We start from the raw sequence: 17,425 nt of genomic DNA on the forward strand, positions 1-17,425 counted from the left end.
CGGACGTAAAAGTCCAAGGCCGCATCAACACCTCACGGATCCGGGAGCCTGCGTATACGCAGGCTCCCAAGTGAAAAGAGGCACGAACATCATAGCAAATGTTCGTGCCTCTCAATGTATAAGGCCGCCAAACTGGCGGCCTTTGTCTTTATATTGTTTTGGTATCGAACCAAAAGCAATATGATGGGGTCAATCAGGCGTTGCCAGCCGGCTGACCTTCCATCTTTTTGGCAAATTTCTTGCGGAAAAGATCAGCAAAATCAATCTGCTGCATCATCAGCGGCGGGAAGCCACCATCTGCAGTCAGGTCAGCGATGATCTTGCGGACATACGGGAACAGCAGGCGCGGAACTTCGATCATCAGAACCGGCAGGCGGTGTTCGTCAGAAACATTCAGCGTTACCACAGCGCCATACTGCAGTTCGGCGATGAAAGCCACCTTGTCGGCAACGTCGGCTTTGACATTGATCTTGATGGTGACTTCGTGAAGTTTCTGGTCCTGCGTGGTGCGGGCTTCAACATCAACGTCGATATTGATTTTCGGCTGCTGCTGCAGGGCAACGCTTTCCGGTGCGTTCGGGTTCTCGAACGACAGATCCTTGATGTACTGGGTGTGGATCGTGATCGGATTTGCGGCCGGCTGCTGCTGTTGTTCTGCAGCGCCTTCTGCACCGGTGGTATTCTCGTCGGCCATTAAAGTCTAGCTCCCTTAGAGGTCATTTCGTCTTGATCAGAAAAAAGCTTTCAGTGCGGCCATTGGCCGTGGCTGAAATGCTTGTTACTGACGCCGCCCCGTTGCGGCAGTTGAATTGGACTTGTTGGCCTAGCACGTCTGACACGGACGGGCAAGCCAATCAGAAGAGGCGCAAAGCCCTTATTTCTGCGGGTTTGCCTGATGTGATCCGGTCCCAGCCCCCCGGAATCAAAGAAGGTTGACTAGAGCACATCGCGTTTAATTTGCATCATTTTGTTTGATTTTGGCGTGCCGTTTGGCAAGGCACAGCGTGCAGAGCGATGCGGCGCATCGGTCAAACGTTGTAACACCGCGAAACGCCGCCAAAATCAAACCCTTCGGGCCGGGACAGTCTTTCGCCCCACTGCGTCAGGATCCTTGACCGTAGCCCCGCTACGCTCTGCGGATCTTTTCTTGTGCGACAGAAGACTGTCTCCGGCAAAATGGCGCAGATTAAACGCGACGTGCTCTAACATCTCGGTCAACCTTCTGATTTTGTGATTTTCCCGTGAATTCAGCGCGTCTCGTTTCGCGGGTCTTCTTTGGGTGGCAGATTGCGTGTGGTATCCGCGTTATCACCAGTGCCGGCGTCGTTGCCGGTATCATTGGACGGATCATGCGGGCTGACATCTTCGAAATCGCCATCAATGATCGGCCCCGACCCGCGCGGGCGTGATCCGGTACGTCCTGCAGCGCCGCCAGCCCCACCCGGGCGATGGCCACCACCCTGGGTGCCACCGGAATAGGTCGCGCCAAAGCCGCCACCCCCGAAATTGGTGCGGATATTACCCGACTGGACAAGCTTCATGATGACCTTGGCCCCGACCAGCTGACGCAGCGGCGGCACCAGCAGCAGGAAGCCGAACGTATCGGTGACAAAGCCCGGGGTCAGCAGCAAGACACCGGCGACCAGAATGCAGATGCCGTCAAACAGTGCGCCGATGGGCATTTCGCCCTGATCCATCTGGCTTTGCGCCTTGGCAAGTGTTTGCAAGCCCTGGGCGCGCATCAGCGATGTGCCAATGATGGCAGTCAAGACAACCACGCCAATGGTCGGCCATAGCCCGATCAGTTCGCCGGCCTGAATAAAGACCGCGATCTCGATGATCGGCATGGCGACGAATATCGCGAGAAAGTAAAAGCCCATTTCTTCTCCGTTTACTGGCGATTTTTTAGCATAGCGGCCCGCAAGTATCGCTTTAACACATCATGTTTACGGCCAAAGCTGACGTCTTGCTGAAACTATTGCAGAAAACAACTTGGTTTTCAGGCATTTCTCATTAATCTGCACACTTAAGTTCGTTGGTTAGTTGGTTAGTTGGTGGGAACGCTAATGTGACAACGCGACAAAAATGCGGCAGATCGTCATTTTCCGCTGAACCCCTGCCGTTGGTGCGGGCAAAGGTGAAGATGATCACATCTTCTGGCGCGATCGGCAGTTGCCCTTGCATTTGGTTAAGTTCATACCATCTCTCGACCACGGTTGTGATATAAGTGCAACCAGTTTGAAACCACTAGGATCAAGAGACCGGTCTTGCAGTATTTCGATATATTCTTATTCGCTCTGATTGCGGTTTTCCTTGTGCTGCGTTTGCGTGGCGTTCTGGGCCGGCGTACCGGCAATGAAAAACAGGGACCGTCCGATATCTTTGGCCGTCAGACTCATGACAATGAAGGTCAGAACGACACCGCTCCTCAGACCGATAACGTTTATCGCCTGCCGGACTCCGGTAACGATCAGGAAGACGCAAATGTTCCGTCCGGTACCTTTGCGACCCTGCAGCAGATCCAGAAACACGATCCGAACTTTACCCAGCAGGACTTCCTGAATGGTGCGCGTATGGCGTTCGAAATGATCGTCGAATATTTCGCCAAGGGCGACAAGGATGGTCTGAACCCGCTGCTTTCGGCCGAGGTTTACAAGAATTTCGCCGCCGCCATTGATGCGCGCGCGGAAAAGGGCGAGCATGAGGAAACCACCCTGGTCGGCATCAAGAGCGCATCGATCCACGATGCCAGCCTTGAAGGCCGCACCGCCTATGTCACGGTGAAGTTCGTGTCCGAGGAAGTCTCGGTCATCCGCAATGCCGAGGGTGATGTGGTGGATGGAGACCCCAATCAGGTGGTCGAGGCCGAAGACCTTTGGACATTCGCGCGCAACATCGAAAGCCGCGATCCGAACTGGCAGCTGGTGGCAACCGAAACTCCGGAAGAAGAAACCACCGACTGATCCGGGTTTCGTAAAGACCCAGCAGATATCAAAGGCGATCCGACAAACGGGTCGCCTTTTTTCATGTCCAGATAGCAAGGTGGGCGCGCAATTATCGCCTTGTTAAGCATGTCAGGGGCAAGATCGGGTTTTCGTAGAACTGTTCTGAAAAACGGATTCCATCTTGAAAAGACGACTGGTTTTATCGCGCAGCCTGTCCCTGATTGCCGTATTGGTAGGTGCCGGGGCGGCCCTGATCTGGATGTTCTGGCCTCAAATCACCGGACAGATCGAACCCCCGGCCGAGGTTGAAGACAAACTGACGCTCCGCCCGGCGAGCTATGCCGAATTGGATGGCTGGCAGACTGATGATATGCGCGGTTCCGTGCGTGCTTTTGCCCGGTCGTGCAAGGCGATGCTCAGACGTGATGATGACCGGGCCGTTGGCCCCGACCCGCGCATGGGAACGATTGGCCAGTGGCGCGATCTGTGCCAGACGGCGGTCACACTTGATGTCAAAAGCCTTCGCAAGGAAGACGCGCGCGCGTTCTTTGAAAGTGGCTTCAGACCGTATCTCAGTGGCAATCGCGATGAACCGGAAGGCCTGTTTACCGGCTATTACGAGCCGGAATTACAAGGCCAGCTGGCCCGTGGTGGGGCGTATCAAACCCCGCTTTATCTCAAACCAAATGACATGGTTTCAATCGATCTTGGCGAGTTTCGCGAGGATCTGAAGGGTACCAGGCTGGTCGGACGGATATCGGGTGATGCCGTAAAACCCTATTACGACCGCGAAGCGATCGAGGAAGGTGCGCTTTCCGACCGTGATCTTGAACTGGTCTGGGTCGATGACGCGGTGGATGCGTTTTTCTTGCAAATTCAGGGGTCTGGCCGAGTGGTTCTGCCTGATGAAAGTGTGCTTCGGGTGGGCTATTCCGCGACCAACGGCCATCCTTATTTCGCCATCGGGCGGGAATTGATTGCGCGCGGGGTGCTAACGCGTGAAACCGTATCGCTGCAATCGATCCGCAAATGGCTGCATGACAATCCCGATGAAGCCGATGCGGTGATGAATACCAACGCATCTTACGTATTTTTCCAGCCGCTTAAGGTCGATCCCAATGACCCCGAAGCCGGTCCGCTGGGATCGCAGGGTGTGCCGCTTGAACCGGGTCGGTCATTGGCAGTCGATCGGCGTTTCCACGCCATGGGCGTTCCGGTCTGGCTTGAAACCAGCGATCCGATGAATGAAGACCGCAAGTTCCGCCGTTTGATGGTCGCCCAGGATACTGGTGGGGCCATTCGCGGGCCGGTCCGCGGTGATATCTTCTTTGGCCCGGGCGAAGATGCCGCCCTTTTTGCCGGTCACATGAACCGGCAGGGCCGGAAATATGTGCTCCTGCCCAACAGCATTGATCCCGCAGGCTGGCAGACCGAGGACGCAACAGCAGGGAACAATTCATGATCCGTCATATCGTCCTTCTGCAGATCCCAAGCTACACCGACCCGGCCGAGGTCGAGACCATGATTCGTCAGCTTGAACAGGCCGCCCTTGCCGTTCCAGGCGCGTTGGCCTTTTGCGGTGGTGCGAAGTTGCCCGGAAGCGGATTGAGTCAGGGATTCACCCACGCGGTAAATATCGATTTTGTCGATGAGGCGGCACGCGATACCTATCTTGCGGAACTGGATCGTGACCGTGTGGGCGGCAGGCTGTCCGAGATGACCGAAGGCGGTCTTGGCGGCATCCTGATCATGAACATCAATATTGATAATATTAGTGCCCCGCAAAAGGGTACGGTTAAAAAGCCGCAACTGCGCTGGGAATAATAAAATAAAAACATTTGATTATTCTTAATTTGATTATATGACCAGAGATCAGCGCGTAAAATCCTGCTTTCGGGATATTTTGCTGATCAACCCGCTGATGCTGACGCTGCAATCGTCGCATCACGCGGTAACTGGATGACAAACCGCGTGCCTTCACCCGGTTTACTATCCACAGCCAGATTGCCGGAATGGTTCTTGCAAATAATCGCGCGTGAGATCGATAAGCCCTGCCCGGTACCCTTGCCGATCTCCTTAGTCGTATAGAACGGATCAAAGATGCGTTTTCGCACTTCTTCGGGCATGCCGGTGCCATTGTCAGTGACGACCATATAGACCGAATTTTCATCCTGGCAGGCGGTGATGGTGATGAGGCCATCTTGCGGGTCGCCTTGATCGCGTCGTTCCTTGATGGCATCGGCCGCGTTAATGATCAGATTGACCAGAACCTGTCCCAATTCGCCGGAATTGACGACAAGCGGGGCGATTGTGTCGTCAATCTCGGTCTTGAGTTCGGCGACATAACGCCACTGATTGGTTGTGACGGTGACCGCATTGCGGATCACTTCGTTAAGGTTGGTCAGCTGCGCGTTGCTTTGTCCCGGATGGGAGTAAATCTTGATCGCCTTGACGATATCGGTAATGCGCTTAAGGCCATCTTCGGTTTGCTCGAGCGCATCGGGCATTTCTTCGCGCAGGAAGTCGACATCATAGCGTTCATTGAGCGGGGCGATGACCGCTTGTCTTTTGTTTTTGATCAGCTCGTCCTCAAGCTCCTTGGCGTAGGACGACAAGCGGTTGGCAGCATCCTTGATAAAGCCGAGGTTGGAATCGACAAACTGGATCGGAGTGTTGAGCTCGTGCGCGATGCCACCCGCCAAGGTTCCGAGGCTTTCAAGACGTTGCTTGCCAAGCTCGGTGAATTCTTCGCGGCGGCGGTCTTCGGCCTTGCGATGCAGTTCCGACACATCGGTCGAGACAATCACCCGCCCGCCATCGGGCAAGCGGCACATGTGGTTGAGGATAATGCGTTGATCAAATAGCTGAAATTCCCATTGTGCCTGTTCTTCCAATCCTGCCATTTGTTCAAGTTGAATGCGGATGCGGTCTTCCTCAGACACCGTGCGGCTTTTAAGAGAGACATCGACAGACGGCATCAGACCAACATTATGGACCTGTTCGAATACCATCCGATCAAGCGGGATTGACATGCCTTCGGGGATGGCATCGAGTTCATACATCTCGCGACAGGCGCGGTTGATGTGGATGACCTGATCCACGCCATTAATAATGGTAACGGCTTGGGGAATGTTTTGCAGGGCGGCATACAGGCGATCTTCCGCCTGAACGCGGCGATTGTCGGTTTCTCGCAAGACATCTTCGGCCCGGTTGCGATAGGCCAGTAAGGCGGTCGACATGGTATTGAAACTGTGCGCGGTGTCAGCCAGTTCATCCTGTCCGCGCAGTTCCATGGTATAGCCGAAATCACCAGCTGCCACACGGGCGGCGGCATCCTGAAGCCGGCTAAGCTGGCGGGTCAGAAAACCGCCCAGCATGCTGCCAAATGCGGCAACCAGCAGGATTTCAGCCGCCGCGATGCCGAGCATCCATTCGCCAGCTTCGGCAAGGGTTTCATGAAGTTGTGTTGTCGACAGGCCAAGTTCGACCGTTCCAAAAACCGTACTGCCGATCACAATCGGGGACGAAACATCATAGATATTGTCGATTTCGGCATCAGCAATGGTTTGATCGGCAACAAACGGACGCTTGAGAATCATCGCATCGCCAGCTGACGCTAGAACATCCCCCTCGGCGTGGCGCACCCGGGCATAGGAAATGCCAGGATTATCAATCGCCTGGGTCACCAATTCGGTAATGGTTGCCAGATCAAGCGCCACGACTGCGTCGGTCGTCATGGTAGCAAGCAATTTTGATGATGTGCGCGCCTGTTCGATCAAACGGGCTTCGTTCGAGGAGCGTAGATAGCCAAGCCCGCTGACGACAAGAACTGCCAGCAGGACAATTTCGATAAGGGCGATGCCAATGACCGTTTTTAGTCGGAATGACATTGATTGCTGTCCTCAACAACGACACCGGTGTCTTTTTTCGTCAGGCCAAGCCCGCGAATATCATCCCAATCCCCATCAATACCTGCTTCGATCCCCGTCATCCCCAACGGGGCGAGGGTTTCGGCATCAAGGGTGGTCAAAGCATTGCCAAGTTTTGTCGCTTCATCCTCGCTGAGACGTCCATGAACGGCAAAGGCATGCGGGGAATAGGGTTCGGTCTGATAAAACACGCGCAACTGATCGCGGATGGCTTCGGGAATGGTGTTCCAGGTGCGTTTGACGCCACCCCCGGCAACGGTCAGACCATTGGCGACTGCCATATAGACTGAATCATGCGAGTTGACGTAGTTTTCACTGATGGAAATACCGCGTGCGGCAATTTCGGCACGGGGAATAACACTGGCGCCGAAGGCCGCCGGAGATGGAAAGGCAACTTCCTGACCGTCGAGATCATCAAGGGTTTCAATCGCGCTGTCCTTGCGGGTGACCAGAAGACCGCGCAGACGGTGATTCTGCTGGCGGCCAATGGCGCGATAGCCGCTGACATCGCTGAAAACCACATAATGATACGGGTTCATGTAGGCGACGTCATAGGCACCTTGGGCCAAGCAGGCCTCAAAGGTCGGAATGTCCTTGGCAGTGGCGAATTTTATGTTGTAACCGGCTTTCTGACCGAGCTTTTCAAGGATCGGCAACCAGATGCGAGCCAGACGGCTGGCCGACTGTTGCGGGACCACCCCGAAACTGAGCGATGTATGGTCATTTGCCTGCGCATCACTTGGCAGGGCGGTGGCAAAGGTCAGGGCAAAGGCCATAAGGGCGGTTTTACGAGCAGCCATTTCCGGTCTCCGACAGAGTTCCTTGATGGTGCTGAATTTACGACATGGGAAAATCGACCAATATCCCAATATGGGGAGTGTGGTTTAGCTGGTTTTTGACACGGTTGTGATCGGGTACGGAAACAGGCAGTCAAAAACAAAAAACCCGCTGTTTCCAGCGGGTTTCGTGTGATCGGTCTCTGCAGTCTTGGTTTACTGGGCCGCAACGATGTTTTCGTCACCGGCCTCAGCTTTGCCGCAACCGCCGACGCGTGATTTGCGCTGACGCTGGCTTTCGGATTTCAGCTGACCACAGGCGGCAAGGATATCGCGGCCGCGCGGCCAGCGGATCGGAGCTTCGTAGCCGTTATCAAGCAGGATCTGGGCGAACTTCTTGATATCGTTGGTCGGCGTGCATTCGTAATCCGAACCCGGCCATTTGTTGAACGGGATCAGGTTGAACTTGCAGTGAACGCCTTTGACCAGCTTGGCCAGCGCACGTGCATGTTCCGGTTTGTCGTTCACGCCTTTCAGCATGACATATTCCATGGTGATCGGACGCGAGTTGGACATGCCCGGATAGTTCCGGCAGGCATCCATCAGTTCTTTCAGCGGATATTTCTTGTTGATCGGCATGATTTCGTTGCGCAGATCATCATCAGGCGCATGCAGCGAGATCGCCAGACCAACGCCAAGGTCCTCGCCACAACGCACGATTTCCGGCACCACGCCCGAGGTCGAGAGCGTGACACGGCGGCGCGAGATCGAAATACCTTCGCCGTCCATGGCAATGCGCAGCGCATCGCGAACGTTTTCATAGTTAAACAGCGGCTCGCCCATGCCCATCATGACGATGTTTGACAGGCGGCGGATGCCATTGGCCGGGGTCGGCCATTCGCCGTAGCTGTCACGTGCAACCATGAACTGGCTGACGATTTCACCCGGGGTCAGGTTGCGCACAAGAAGCTGGGTACCGGTATGGCAGAACTTGCAGGTCAGCGTGCAGCCCACCTGGGACGAGATGCAGACAGCACCGCGATCTTCGTTGCGATCGGGGATATAGACCGTCTCGGCCTCGTTGCCGTCATGGAACTTCATCAGCCATTTATGGGTATCGTCCGAGCTTTTCTGATCGGCTGTCAGAACCGGGCGACCGACATAGAAGTCCTGGCTCATGCGGTCACGCAGCTTTTTGGAAATGTTGGTCATGTCCTCGATGTCGGTGACACCGCGGTTATAGATCCAGTTCCAGAGCTGTTTGACGCGGAATTTGCTTTCACCCATGCCGGCCATGATTTCGGTCAGCTCTTCGCGGGTGATGCCCACCAGATCACGACGTCCGTCGGCAGCCTGCCCACTGGCGGCGCGCGAAACGAAGTCGGACAGCGATGGCCCGTCCTGCGTGGCAGGGGCATCTGTCTGGGGTGCGTTTTCGGTCAGGACGTCGGTCATCCCGGGCTCTCTCTTTGTTTGGTGGTCTGGTTATTGCGTCATCAGGCCGATTATTTGCGGCATTCCGGGTTTTCCGGCGCGGCGGACTATACCAGAAAAAACGCCGGATGGCTTGGACGCGTAAATACTTGGCCCCGCATATAGCGGGGCCGGGTCGATTTAGAAATGATAAATTTCACATTGCTGCTATCACAGCACTGCAATCACGGTTGCAAAAAGGGCCGTGGCGGCCCCACCTGCCGGTTTGATCAGGCTTGTGATCAGTTGACCGGCTTGGTGTTGCAAGCCTTTGAAATCGCGTTATAGGCGGCGGTGAAGCCCGACAGCGAATAGGTGTCGGTAGTCTTGGTGCCGCGCGACGAATGACCCACCACAACCATGGTCGAACCCGATTTCATCGAACTGACCAGTTTGCGATCTTCCTCGCTGTTTACGGCCCAGGCGGAATCGTCATGGGTGAACAGCTTGAAGCGTTTGGAATCGATTCGAAGATCCACCTCGCTACCCGATTGATAGGTATAGCCGGTGATGAAGCTGACTTCATTGAGCAGCTTGAGCGCCGGGCGATGGGTGACCATGACATAGATTTTGCCGCGCTGGGTGTAGTTGCCTTTGGCCGAGGTCGGCTGGCTGCCCATATAGCAGACTTTCTGGCCGTCTTCGGAATAGGTGTAGGCTTCCCACTTGCTGTAAACGTCAATCAGCTGCGGGGAGTTTTGCGCCTGTGCGCCACTGGTCGGCAGACCAAGGGCAAGCAGGCAGGCAATGGCGCCAAAAGCGGCGGCAAACGAATTTCTGACGAGACGATGGGCGTGTTTTTTCATGGGGTCGCGTATCGTGTCTGAAGTTTCGGGATCGGTCCGGCGGACCGTGTTTGGACGCATAAAATCCAAAGGATATGGCAAATTTATGAGGCTCGTTTTCCGAGATTGCCGCCAAAAGGTAAAGATTAAACCAAGGAATGCATCACAGCGGGCATCCGGGCACGATTTTTACAGGTTAATGCGGGCATTCGGCCGGGAGCTGGTCGTGGGTGATGGGGTTTACACATCAGGACATGACGCTAAGGCTTTATGATCGTGAAGAAATCGGCAGGAAGGTGTTAGCCGCGTGCCAGATGCTTTTTGACGACCTGATCAAGGCAATCCTGGATCGAGATCGACTGATTGCCGCGCCGCATACGGGCCAGCATGTGACGAAGTTCACGTGGACTGCCCTCGGTCGCAGGAGCAAAGAAAGCATCAAACGAGCAAAGGTCCGAGCGATATTGCCAGACGCGGATTTCGCCCTCGCCGCGGATCATTTCCGGGGCGCCGATCTTGGCTTCGACTTCCGGCTCGGACAGGCCCTTGAGCGATGCGTTGGGGACCGGTTTGAACGGGATGGCAGCGGTTCTGCGCGTACGGGAATTTTCCGGTTTCTGGCGGGTATCGGGCTGGTTGGCGGTAACATTGCCCTGGGCATCAAGCTGCCCGTAATTGGCATTGGTCGAGCCCGGCGGCACCGATGCGCCGCCACAGGCCGAAAGACCGATGGCGATGAGGGCCAGAAGCAAAATCACCCCGAATGGACGGGGTACGTCTGTTCGGGGTGAGTATTTGTTCAGAACCATCATGCCGGCAATAATCAGGAATCGTCAGATTTGCGCGGGATGGTGATGGCACCGGTCGTGCCAGCACGGTTCAGGTTGGCATCCGAACCTTCGACATATTCCAGCTCGCCTTTGACCTGTGCGCCGTTCTCGATCTGAAGCGCGCCATAGGTGATCTTGCCGCTCATTTCAGCGGAATTGACCACAACCACACGGCCAGCCGTCAGTTCGCCTTCGAACTTGCCGCTAATTTCGGCCTCATCCACCTGGGCGGAACCGATGAAGCTGCCGCCATGGGAAACTTCGAGGCGCGAGCATTCCTTGATCTGGGCCTCAACAACGCCTTCGACGACCAGGATGTCACAGGAACCGATTTCACCTTTCAGGGTGATGTCGCGCCCAACCGTCAGCTTCTTGCCTTCGGTGTGGCTGCCCGAACCTGCCGGGCGACCGGAATTGCCGCGGGTCGGGATTTCAAGCGGGCGCTTCGGGATTTCCGGGCGGAAGTTGGTGAAGTGCGGTTTACTGGACATTTGCGGTTCATCCTTTGTGCGCGGTTGGGTGAAGAGCCGCGGCTCTGTTCGTTTTTCTGTTTTTTCGGACGTGCCGGTATCGGCGGCTTTGTCAGATGCAGGCTCGGAGGACGTGGTCATGGTCCCGGAAAGCGCGTCTGATCCATCCAGGCGAGATGTATCTGACGAAGTCGCACTGCTGTCGACTGTTTTATTGGCTTTTTTCTTTCCAAACATGGGATGACCAGATCCTTAAAGTTGCAGTTTCGATATTTGGTCTCGTGGTATGGCCTTGCGGTCACCGGTCAGGCGGTTTCGGGCACATAGGTGCCAAGACGCACAGAATAGTGGACCATAAAGGCCGTGGCGATGATCGGTGCGACCAGGTTGACCAGCGGAATGGTCATCAAGAAGGTCAGGCCGACCCCGGCAATCCAAAGCTTTTTCTGGCGGCTTTTGCGAATGGCTTCAACCGTTCGCGCATCATAGCGGCGTGCGGCAACCAGTTCAAAATATTCACGCGACAAAAGATAGCCATTCATGGCGTAAAACGCGATGACATAAAGCGGCCCAGCCAGAAGAAGCGGCAAAATCAGAATGTTAAGCGCCAAAGCCGTTAGCGCGAATTTAAGGCCGCTGATCAGGGCATCAACAATCGGCTGCGGACGGGTATCTGGCAGGGTCGGATAATGCTTGTCTTCGACTGCATCCGCGATCTGATCGAGCAGAAGGCTCGAGATCAGAACAGTGGCAGCCGGGAACAGCAAAAGCACCAGCAGGGTCAGGCCAATGCCCAGAACCCAGTCGACAGCGGTTTCAAGCCATCCGCCATCGGTAAAGAAGGTGATGGAATTCAGCCCAAACCAGATCATGACCCAAAGCGCGATAATGGTCGCCAGCGCACCGGCAACACCGATCAGCACGACTTTGCGAAAACGCGGGTCGGAAAACTGCGCAACGGATTTCAGAAAGTCATTGATCATGGAAGGTGTCGGCCTGTCTTCTCGTTTATTGAATGTGGTCCCGTCAGGGAATCATGCATCACTTTAGTAGGCAATTAAAATTAACAGCCTGTGAAATCATGTTTGGGATTCGCGGATTTCCCATGAATGCGAGACCTAATCTGAACAGACATTGTCGCAAGCATTGGGCAAAAAAAAGGCGTCCGGCCAGGGGGGAGAACCGGACGCCAGCGCTCCGATGATCTGGAGCGTGAGGAAAGGTAGGGGAGACCTTTTCCTCACACGGGGTTCCCGTCGTTTAGGGGAACCTTGTGACAGACTCACATATAGGAACAGTGCGGCTTTCCTGCCATGGGGGAAGGCCCGAAAACCCAACAAATTTTAAAACTTTATAATGATTCCAAACCGGCGATCACTTCATTACGAAACCACAATAAGATCGCGCGCCTGCCAAGCACTTGAATCAGAAAATATTCTTGATCCGAACGCCAATTTCAGACGGTTTTGCGATGTCGTACCGTGGTGGAAAAAATTCGGGCTTAGCTGCCGCGTTGCGGCCAGATGCGTTCAAATTTGAACAGCTCGGGATCAAGTTTCATGCCCTCTTGGGTGTTGAAAAGGGTCACGGTGGTTTCAATGCCGGTCGGGTCGGTCACGATCCACTGGCGCAGCTGCATCGGTTTTTCGGAAAAGACCAGGGTCACGCTGCCGGCACCGGGATCGGATTTGCGCACCAGTTCAATGCGCACGGTTTCGGCCGTGCGGCGATAATCGACAATTTTGACCTTGTCGGTCAGCGAGATGTTTTCGGCCAGAATGATACCAGCCGGGGTTTCATCAATGTCGAAATAGGTCGGCGCGTTGATTTCCTTGTCAAAATAGATGAAATCATGCCCGGTCGAGACCAGCAGGATTTGCGCCGGCGGGTTATATTCGAACCGCATCTTGCCCGGGCGTTCCATATAAAGATCGCCTTCGGCAGCACCGCCATCCGATGAAATCTGAACGAACTCGGCCTTAAGGGTGGTGATCCCGGCCAGATAATTTTCGATCTTTTCGATCATCTCAGGGCTGATCTGATCGCTTGATTGCGCACTTGCCGTGCCTGGCAGCAGGGTCAGACTGGTCACCGCACCCAGACCAATGGCCGTGGCAAGTGCACCGGCCGCCACAAAGGCGCGGGTCTTCATGCCAAGAGTTTTCCAACGGGTCTTTGGTTTCTGGGTCAAACGGGTCATATGCCTTGTTGCCTTGCCGGTCTTCATAACATTTCGTTGATCGCGATCATCGCGATTGCAGAAGGTGAATGGCGAATGATAAAAATCGTGCCAAATAGTAACCATCCACTGCGAATTACATATCGCATCATTTGGCCGGGAAGGCCAGCCGGGTCAAGCCATGCCCGCAAATGACCTTATTTGGCCGTTTTGGGCCTTAATTACGGGTTGTTTGACCACCGGCAAACAGGAGAACGCGTTTAATGAGCCGTATCGTCGCCATCCAGATGGACCCGATCGAGAGCATCGACATCAAGGGGGACTCCACCTTTGTCATCGGCCTTGAAGCCCAGGCGCGCGGATATGACCTTTTGCATTATCATCCCGATGACATGTTCTATGACCGCGGCCGGATCAAGGCGGAAGTCCGCCCGATGACCCTGCGCTATGAGCATGGCAATCACCATGATCTGGGTGAGGCCCGTGTGATTGATCTGGCCAAGGAAACCGATGTCATCCTGATGCGTCAGGATCCGCCCTTTGATATGAACTATATCACTGCAAGCCACCTGCTTGAGGCGATCCACCCGGAAACCTTTGTGGTCAACCATCCGGGCCATGTCCGCAATGCGCCGGAAAAGATCTTTGTCACCGAATTCCCCGATCTGATGCCGCCCACCCTGATCACGCGGTCCGGCGCACGCATCAAGGAATTCCGCGAAGAATTCAAGGACATCATCGTCAAGCCGCTGTTTGGCAATGGCGGGGCGGGTGTGTTCCACCTTAAACCGGGTGACGAGAACCTGAATTCCCTGCTCGAACTGTTTGCCGCGCAATCGCGCGAACCGTTGATGGTGCAGGCCTATTTGCCAGATGTCCGCAAGGGTGACAAACGCATCATTCTTGTTGATGGCGAACCGGTTGGCGCGATCAACCGCGTCCCGGCCGAGGGTGAGGCGCGATCAAACATGCATGTCGGCGGTGTTGCCGAGAAATCGATGCTGACCCCGCGCGAGCGCGAGATTTGTGATCGCATCGGCCCGGAGCTCAAGAAACGTGATCTGATCTTTGTCGGGATCGACGTGATTGGCGATTACATGACGGAAATCAACGTCACCTCGCCGACGGGCCTGCAGGAAATCAACCGTTTTGACGGCTCCAAACTTGAAAGCCTGATCTGGGATGCGATTGAAACGCGTCTTGGTTAAGCCGCTGATTTAAAAGTGCTGTGAAACGAAAACGGGCAGGTGATCAATACCTGCCCGTTTTGTTTTTAGCCTGATCAGGCCGCCTATTTGGCTTCGATCTCGACAAACGTGATCGGGAAATCATTTTCGTTAATCACGTTATGCGCCACCCCGGTTTTGCGGGAATAGGACTTGCCGGCGGTCATTTCCGAAGGAAACGTGGTGCCGTCATCGTTCACAATCGTCAGGGTTCCGGTCGTCATCGGTACGACGACATAATCCATGCCATGGACGTGATCACCGGTTTCTGATCCCGGGGGGAAGTGCCATTCGGTCACCCGGAAGGTGTCATCATCGACCTGAACGGTGGGAATGGCTTTGGGGCGCTCTGTCGTCATGGGGCTTTTCCTTTTGGTGGCGTTTGAAATGCGAGAGAGAAAAAAGACTAACGCATTGCAGCATTTAATCAATCGCCGGTCTTTTTGTTCGAAATTCTCGGCCCAATTGATTTTAATCGTGGGACGGATCGCACGCCCGGTGATCAGGGGTCAGGTCCGAGGGAACCAAAACCGCGATCAAACGTATGATTTAAGGACAAATTTGGCAGGTATCACACGCGCATGACCAAGACAGAGGCAGAGACAATCACTGATCATGAGTTTTTCGGGCCGTTCTTGTTTGCGCGCGGCGCGGATGAGAAAACCACCCGTCTGGCAGCGCTTGTTGTTGCCGATAGCACTCTGGACATCCCGGAATTCAAGGCCAATGGCAGCGATATCGTTGCCCCGGTCAAACTGGCAGAGCTGTTTGGCCGGACCTATTGGCGGTTTGAGTTCGATTTGCCGGCAAACACGAAAGCATCCTATAGTTTCGGTAGCGGAACATATGAGGTGTGCACGGATCTGAGCCGCGATCTTCGCATCGGCTTTGTGTCGTGTAATGGGCAGGAAGACGGCGATCTCGACCGGCCGCTTGAAGACCGCAATGTGCTTTGGGCGGATCTTGGCCGCGAACACGCCAAGCAGCCCTTCTCGCTTTTGCTGCATGGTGGTGATCAGATCTATGCCGACGGGGTCTGGGAATGCCATCCGGACATCATCGCCTGGGACGAAGCCGGGCGGAGCGCGCGGATGGCGACGGCCTTTTCCGATGTGATGCGTGATGCGGTTTTGAAATTCTATCTTGATCATTATCTGGCGATTTACGGCCAACCTCAGATCCGCCACATGCTGGCCCGGGTGCCGTCGCTGATGATGTGGGATGACCATGACATTTTTGATGGCTGGGGCAGCCACAAGAAATGGTTTCAGGGAACGGCGGTGGCCAAGGGCATGTTTGACTGCGCGCGCGAGGCCTTCTGCCTGATGCAGCTGTGCTGCGCGCCGGATGACTTGCCAGACATGGTGCTGGACCGTTCTGGCAAAAGCCTTGCCTGGCGCACCGATTTTCCCGGTGTCAGCATCATCGCACCGGACCTCAGGTCCGAGCGCACACCGAATGCCGTGATGGGCGAAAATGGCTGGCGCGACTTGCCAAAGGCGCTTGAAACGGTGCCCGAAGGTAACCGGATCTTGCTGATGTCGAGTGTGCCGGTGATTGGACCGCGGTTATCGCTGGTCGAGATGATGATGCATCTTTGGCCGAAGGCACAGAAATATGAAGATGACCTGCGTGATCAGTGGCAAAGCCGCTGGCACCGGCGCGAATGGTGCGGCTTCCTTGAGCTGATCGAAGAGATCGCCAACGAGCGCGATCATGAAATCACCCTGCTTTCGGGCGAGATTCACGTGGCAACCCGCGGGACCTTTGAAACCCGGGGCAAAACCATCCATCAACTGGTGGCATCGGGCATCTCGCATACCGCACCACCGGCCGCCTTTGCACGGGTTTTGGGGCTTCTGGCCTGGATCGGGGACAACCCGCTTCCGGACCGGCCAACAAAGTTAAAACCGCTGCCCGAACGCAAAGGTACCTATTGTGCGGCGCGAAATTACCTTACACTGTCACGCAACGACACCAACTGGCATGCCAATTGGCATCTCGAAGGGATCGGCTGGACGCCGGATTTACGTGTTTGACGGCCTCGATTTGCTCACGGGACATATGCCGATGGCAAGGGGCTTTGGATCATGATGCAGCTTTATTACGCACCAACTTCACCCTTCTCGCGCAAGGTGCGGGTTGTTTTGCGTGAACTGGGTCTGGAAAAACAGATCAGTGAAATCCTGATTGATCCCTGGACCGATCAGGCGCTGCGTGCCCATAACCCGCTGGCAAAGGTCCCGACCCTGATCCTTGATGACGGGATGGCGGTTTTTGAGTCCGCTGTGATCTGTGACTATCTTGATCAGCTTGCCAAATCCCAAGGCCTTTCGGGCGGTGTGATCCCCGAAAGCGGTCCGGGGCGCTTAAGTGCGCTTAAATGGCAGGGATTGGCCGATGGCATGATGGCGGCAACCGCGCGGCTTTATGCCGACTCACAACGCGCCGAAGAAGATCGTTCTGAGTCCGTAATGGAACGCCAGGCAGAAGCAATCACGTCGGGGATTGAGGCCATTCTGGAAGGTCTTCCGGGCCTTCGCACCGAGGAGCCGCATCTTGGCACCTGGTCGGTTTTGATCGCGCTTTATTACATTGATTTCCGCTGGCCGGACCGGCGGTTTGATATTCCGGTGCGCGTGCGCGACTGGATGGCGATCATGTCCGAACGCGAATGCTTTACTGAGACGACTTTCCACCTGCCCCATGATGATGACTGATCTGATCATCAGATAAAAAAGCACCGCCCGGGGACAACGGGCGGTGCAGGACAACGCAGGGATATGGCGCAGGGGGATGGGGAAAATCTGTC

General features: G+C 55.2%; 17 protein-coding genes. 6 read left to right on the forward strand and 11 right to left on the reverse strand.

Going from position 1 to position 17,425, the window contains the following annotated elements; translation table 11 throughout:
* Positions 1-193: 193 nt before the first annotated feature.
* Together secB and UF64_RS17750 are read right to left on the reverse strand one after the other, a co-directional pair.
* Positions 194-694, reverse strand: a complete 501-nt coding sequence (secB, locus tag UF64_RS17745) for a protein-export chaperone SecB (protein ID WP_044829974.1) — start codon at positions 692-694, stop codon at positions 194-196.
* A 553-nt stretch (positions 695-1,247) separates the two neighbouring features.
* Positions 1,248-1,880: an FxsA family protein gene (locus tag UF64_RS17750; RefSeq protein ID WP_044829975.1), complete on the reverse strand. Its 633-nt coding sequence runs from the start codon at positions 1,878-1,880 to the stop codon at positions 1,248-1,250.
* 387 nt (positions 1,881-2,267) lie between these two features.
* On the opposite strand from UF64_RS17750, the gene UF64_RS17755 reads away from it, so the two are divergent.
* The 3 genes from UF64_RS17755 (at position 2,268) to UF64_RS17765 (ending at position 4,769) form a co-directional block, all read left to right on the forward strand.
* Positions 2,268-2,963 carry a Tim44/TimA family putative adaptor protein gene (locus UF64_RS17755; protein WP_044829976.1) on the forward strand — a complete coding sequence of 232 codons (696 nt, stop codon included), beginning with the start codon at positions 2,268-2,270 and terminating at the stop codon, positions 2,961-2,963.
* 163 nt (positions 2,964-3,126) lie between these two features.
* Positions 3,127-4,407 (forward strand): murein transglycosylase A, encoded by a 1,281-nt coding sequence (locus UF64_RS17760; protein WP_044829977.1) that lies wholly within the window; start codon positions 3,127-3,129, stop codon positions 4,405-4,407.
* A complete protein-coding gene (locus UF64_RS17765) occupies positions 4,404-4,769 on the forward strand; it encodes a Dabb family protein (RefSeq protein ID WP_044829978.1) in 366 nt (121 codons plus the stop codon). The genes UF64_RS17760 and UF64_RS17765 overlap by 4 nt, the downstream gene beginning before the upstream one ends.
* 86 nt (positions 4,770-4,855) lie before the next feature.
* On the opposite strand, the gene UF64_RS19805 is transcribed toward UF64_RS17765, so the two are convergent.
* The 8 genes from UF64_RS19805 to UF64_RS17805 all read right to left on the reverse strand — a co-directional run bounded on the left by UF64_RS19805 (position 4,856) and on the right by UF64_RS17805 (position 13,408).
* Positions 4,856-6,835, reverse strand: coding sequence for an ATP-binding protein (locus tag UF64_RS19805; protein ID WP_052657697.1), 1,980 nt, complete (start codon positions 6,833-6,835; stop codon positions 4,856-4,858).
* A complete protein-coding gene (locus UF64_RS17775) occupies positions 6,820-7,674 on the reverse strand; it encodes a phosphate/phosphite/phosphonate ABC transporter substrate-binding protein (RefSeq protein ID WP_200892699.1) in 855 nt (284 codons plus the stop codon). The genes UF64_RS19805 and UF64_RS17775 overlap by 16 nt, the downstream gene beginning before the upstream one ends.
* Positions 7,675-7,866: 192 nt before the next feature.
* Positions 7,867-9,105 carry a 23S rRNA (adenine(2503)-C(2))-methyltransferase RlmN gene (gene rlmN, locus UF64_RS17780; RefSeq protein ID WP_082049881.1) on the reverse strand — a complete coding sequence of 413 codons (1,239 nt, stop codon included), beginning with the start codon at positions 9,103-9,105 and terminating at the stop codon, positions 7,867-7,869.
* Between the two features lie 260 nt (positions 9,106-9,365).
* Positions 9,366-9,929 carry an invasion associated locus B family protein gene (locus UF64_RS17785; RefSeq protein WP_052657718.1) on the reverse strand — a complete coding sequence of 188 codons (564 nt, stop codon included), beginning with the start codon at positions 9,927-9,929 and terminating at the stop codon, positions 9,366-9,368.
* A gap of 278 nt (positions 9,930-10,207) precedes the next feature.
* Positions 10,208-10,720: a hypothetical protein gene (locus tag UF64_RS17790; RefSeq protein WP_235285143.1), complete on the reverse strand. Its 513-nt coding sequence runs from the start codon at positions 10,718-10,720 to the stop codon at positions 10,208-10,210.
* A gap of 11 nt (positions 10,721-10,731) precedes the next feature.
* Positions 10,732-11,229, reverse strand: a complete 498-nt coding sequence (locus UF64_RS17795) for a polymer-forming cytoskeletal protein (RefSeq protein WP_235285144.1) — start codon at positions 11,227-11,229, stop codon at positions 10,732-10,734.
* 284 nt (positions 11,230-11,513) lie between these two features.
* The gene (locus UF64_RS17800) at positions 11,514-12,191 is read right to left on the reverse strand and encodes an EI24 domain-containing protein (RefSeq protein WP_044829981.1); all 678 of its coding nucleotides are present in this window, start codon (positions 12,189-12,191) and stop codon (positions 11,514-11,516) included.
* Positions 12,192-12,709: 518 nt separating this feature from the next.
* Positions 12,710-13,408, reverse strand: coding sequence for an outer membrane lipoprotein carrier protein LolA (locus tag UF64_RS17805; protein WP_044830244.1), 699 nt, complete (start codon positions 13,406-13,408; stop codon positions 12,710-12,712).
* Between the two features lie 242 nt (positions 13,409-13,650).
* Between UF64_RS17805 and gshB the strand changes: the two genes are divergently transcribed.
* Entirely contained in the window at positions 13,651-14,595 is a 945-nt protein-coding gene (gene gshB, locus UF64_RS17810) for a glutathione synthase (RefSeq protein WP_044829982.1), read from the forward strand.
* An 83-nt stretch (positions 14,596-14,678) separates the two neighbouring features.
* On the opposite strand, the gene UF64_RS17815 is transcribed toward gshB, so the two are convergent.
* Entirely contained in the window at positions 14,679-14,972 is a 294-nt protein-coding gene (locus UF64_RS17815; protein ID WP_044829983.1) for a cupin domain-containing protein, read from the reverse strand.
* A gap of 222 nt (positions 14,973-15,194) precedes the next feature.
* Here UF64_RS17815 and UF64_RS17825 point away from each other — a divergent pair, with 222 nt between their 5' ends.
* The gene (locus UF64_RS17825; protein ID WP_044829985.1) at positions 15,195-16,652 is read left to right on the forward strand and encodes an alkaline phosphatase D family protein; all 1,458 of its coding nucleotides are present in this window, start codon (positions 15,195-15,197) and stop codon (positions 16,650-16,652) included.
* Between the two features lie 51 nt (positions 16,653-16,703).
* Positions 16,704-17,333, forward strand: coding sequence for a glutathione S-transferase N-terminal domain-containing protein (locus UF64_RS17830; RefSeq protein ID WP_052657698.1), 630 nt, complete (start codon positions 16,704-16,706; stop codon positions 17,331-17,333).
* Positions 17,334-17,425: the final 92 nt, after the last annotated feature.

The organism is Thalassospira sp. HJ (assembly GCF_000948415.1).
In the GTDB taxonomy this organism is placed as follows: Bacteria; Pseudomonadota; Alphaproteobacteria; order Rhodospirillales; family Thalassospiraceae; genus Thalassospira.

What these genes read in the sequence shown, in the direction of transcription:
- UF64_RS17790 (WP_235285143.1), bottom strand. Translation starts at nt 10,720, where the DNA reads ATGATGGTTCTGAACAAATACTCACCCCGAACAGACGTACCCCGTCCA.
- gshB (WP_044829982.1), top strand. Translation starts at nt 13,651, where the DNA reads ATGAGCCGTATCGTCGCCATCCAGATGGACCCGATCGAGAGCATCGAC.
- UF64_RS17830 (WP_052657698.1), top strand. Translation starts at nt 16,704, where the DNA reads ATGATGCAGCTTTATTACGCACCAACTTCACCCTTCTCGCGCAAGGTG.
- UF64_RS17795 (WP_235285144.1), bottom strand. Translation starts at nt 11,229, where the DNA reads ATGTCCAGTAAACCGCACTTCACCAACTTCCGCCCGGAAATCCCGAAG.
- UF64_RS17775 (WP_200892699.1), bottom strand. Translation starts at nt 7,674, where the DNA reads ATGGCTGCTCGTAAAACCGCCCTTATGGCCTTTGCCCTGACCTTTGCC.
- UF64_RS17825 (WP_044829985.1), top strand. Translation starts at nt 15,195, where the DNA reads ATGACCAAGACAGAGGCAGAGACAATCACTGATCATGAGTTTTTCGGG.
- UF64_RS17785 (WP_052657718.1), bottom strand. Translation starts at nt 9,929, where the DNA reads ATGAAAAAACACGCCCATCGTCTCGTCAGAAATTCGTTTGCCGCCGCT.
- UF64_RS17750 (WP_044829975.1), bottom strand. Translation starts at nt 1,880, where the DNA reads ATGGGCTTTTACTTTCTCGCGATATTCGTCGCCATGCCGATCATCGAG.
- UF64_RS17800 (WP_044829981.1), bottom strand. Translation starts at nt 12,191, where the DNA reads ATGATCAATGACTTTCTGAAATCCGTTGCGCAGTTTTCCGACCCGCGT.
- rlmN (WP_082049881.1), bottom strand. Translation starts at nt 9,105, where the DNA reads ATGACCGACGTCCTGACCGAAAACGCACCCCAGACAGATGCCCCTGCC.
- UF64_RS17815 (WP_044829983.1), bottom strand. Translation starts at nt 14,972, where the DNA reads ATGACGACAGAGCGCCCCAAAGCCATTCCCACCGTTCAGGTCGATGAT.
- UF64_RS19805 (WP_052657697.1), bottom strand. Translation starts at nt 6,835, where the DNA reads ATGTCATTCCGACTAAAAACGGTCATTGGCATCGCCCTTATCGAAATT.
- UF64_RS17765 (WP_044829978.1), top strand. Translation starts at nt 4,404, where the DNA reads ATGATCCGTCATATCGTCCTTCTGCAGATCCCAAGCTACACCGACCCG.
- UF64_RS17805 (WP_044830244.1), bottom strand. Translation starts at nt 13,408, where the DNA reads ATGACCCGTTTGACCCAGAAACCAAAGACCCGTTGGAAAACTCTTGGC.
- secB (WP_044829974.1), bottom strand. Translation starts at nt 694, where the DNA reads ATGGCCGACGAGAATACCACCGGTGCAGAAGGCGCTGCAGAACAACAG.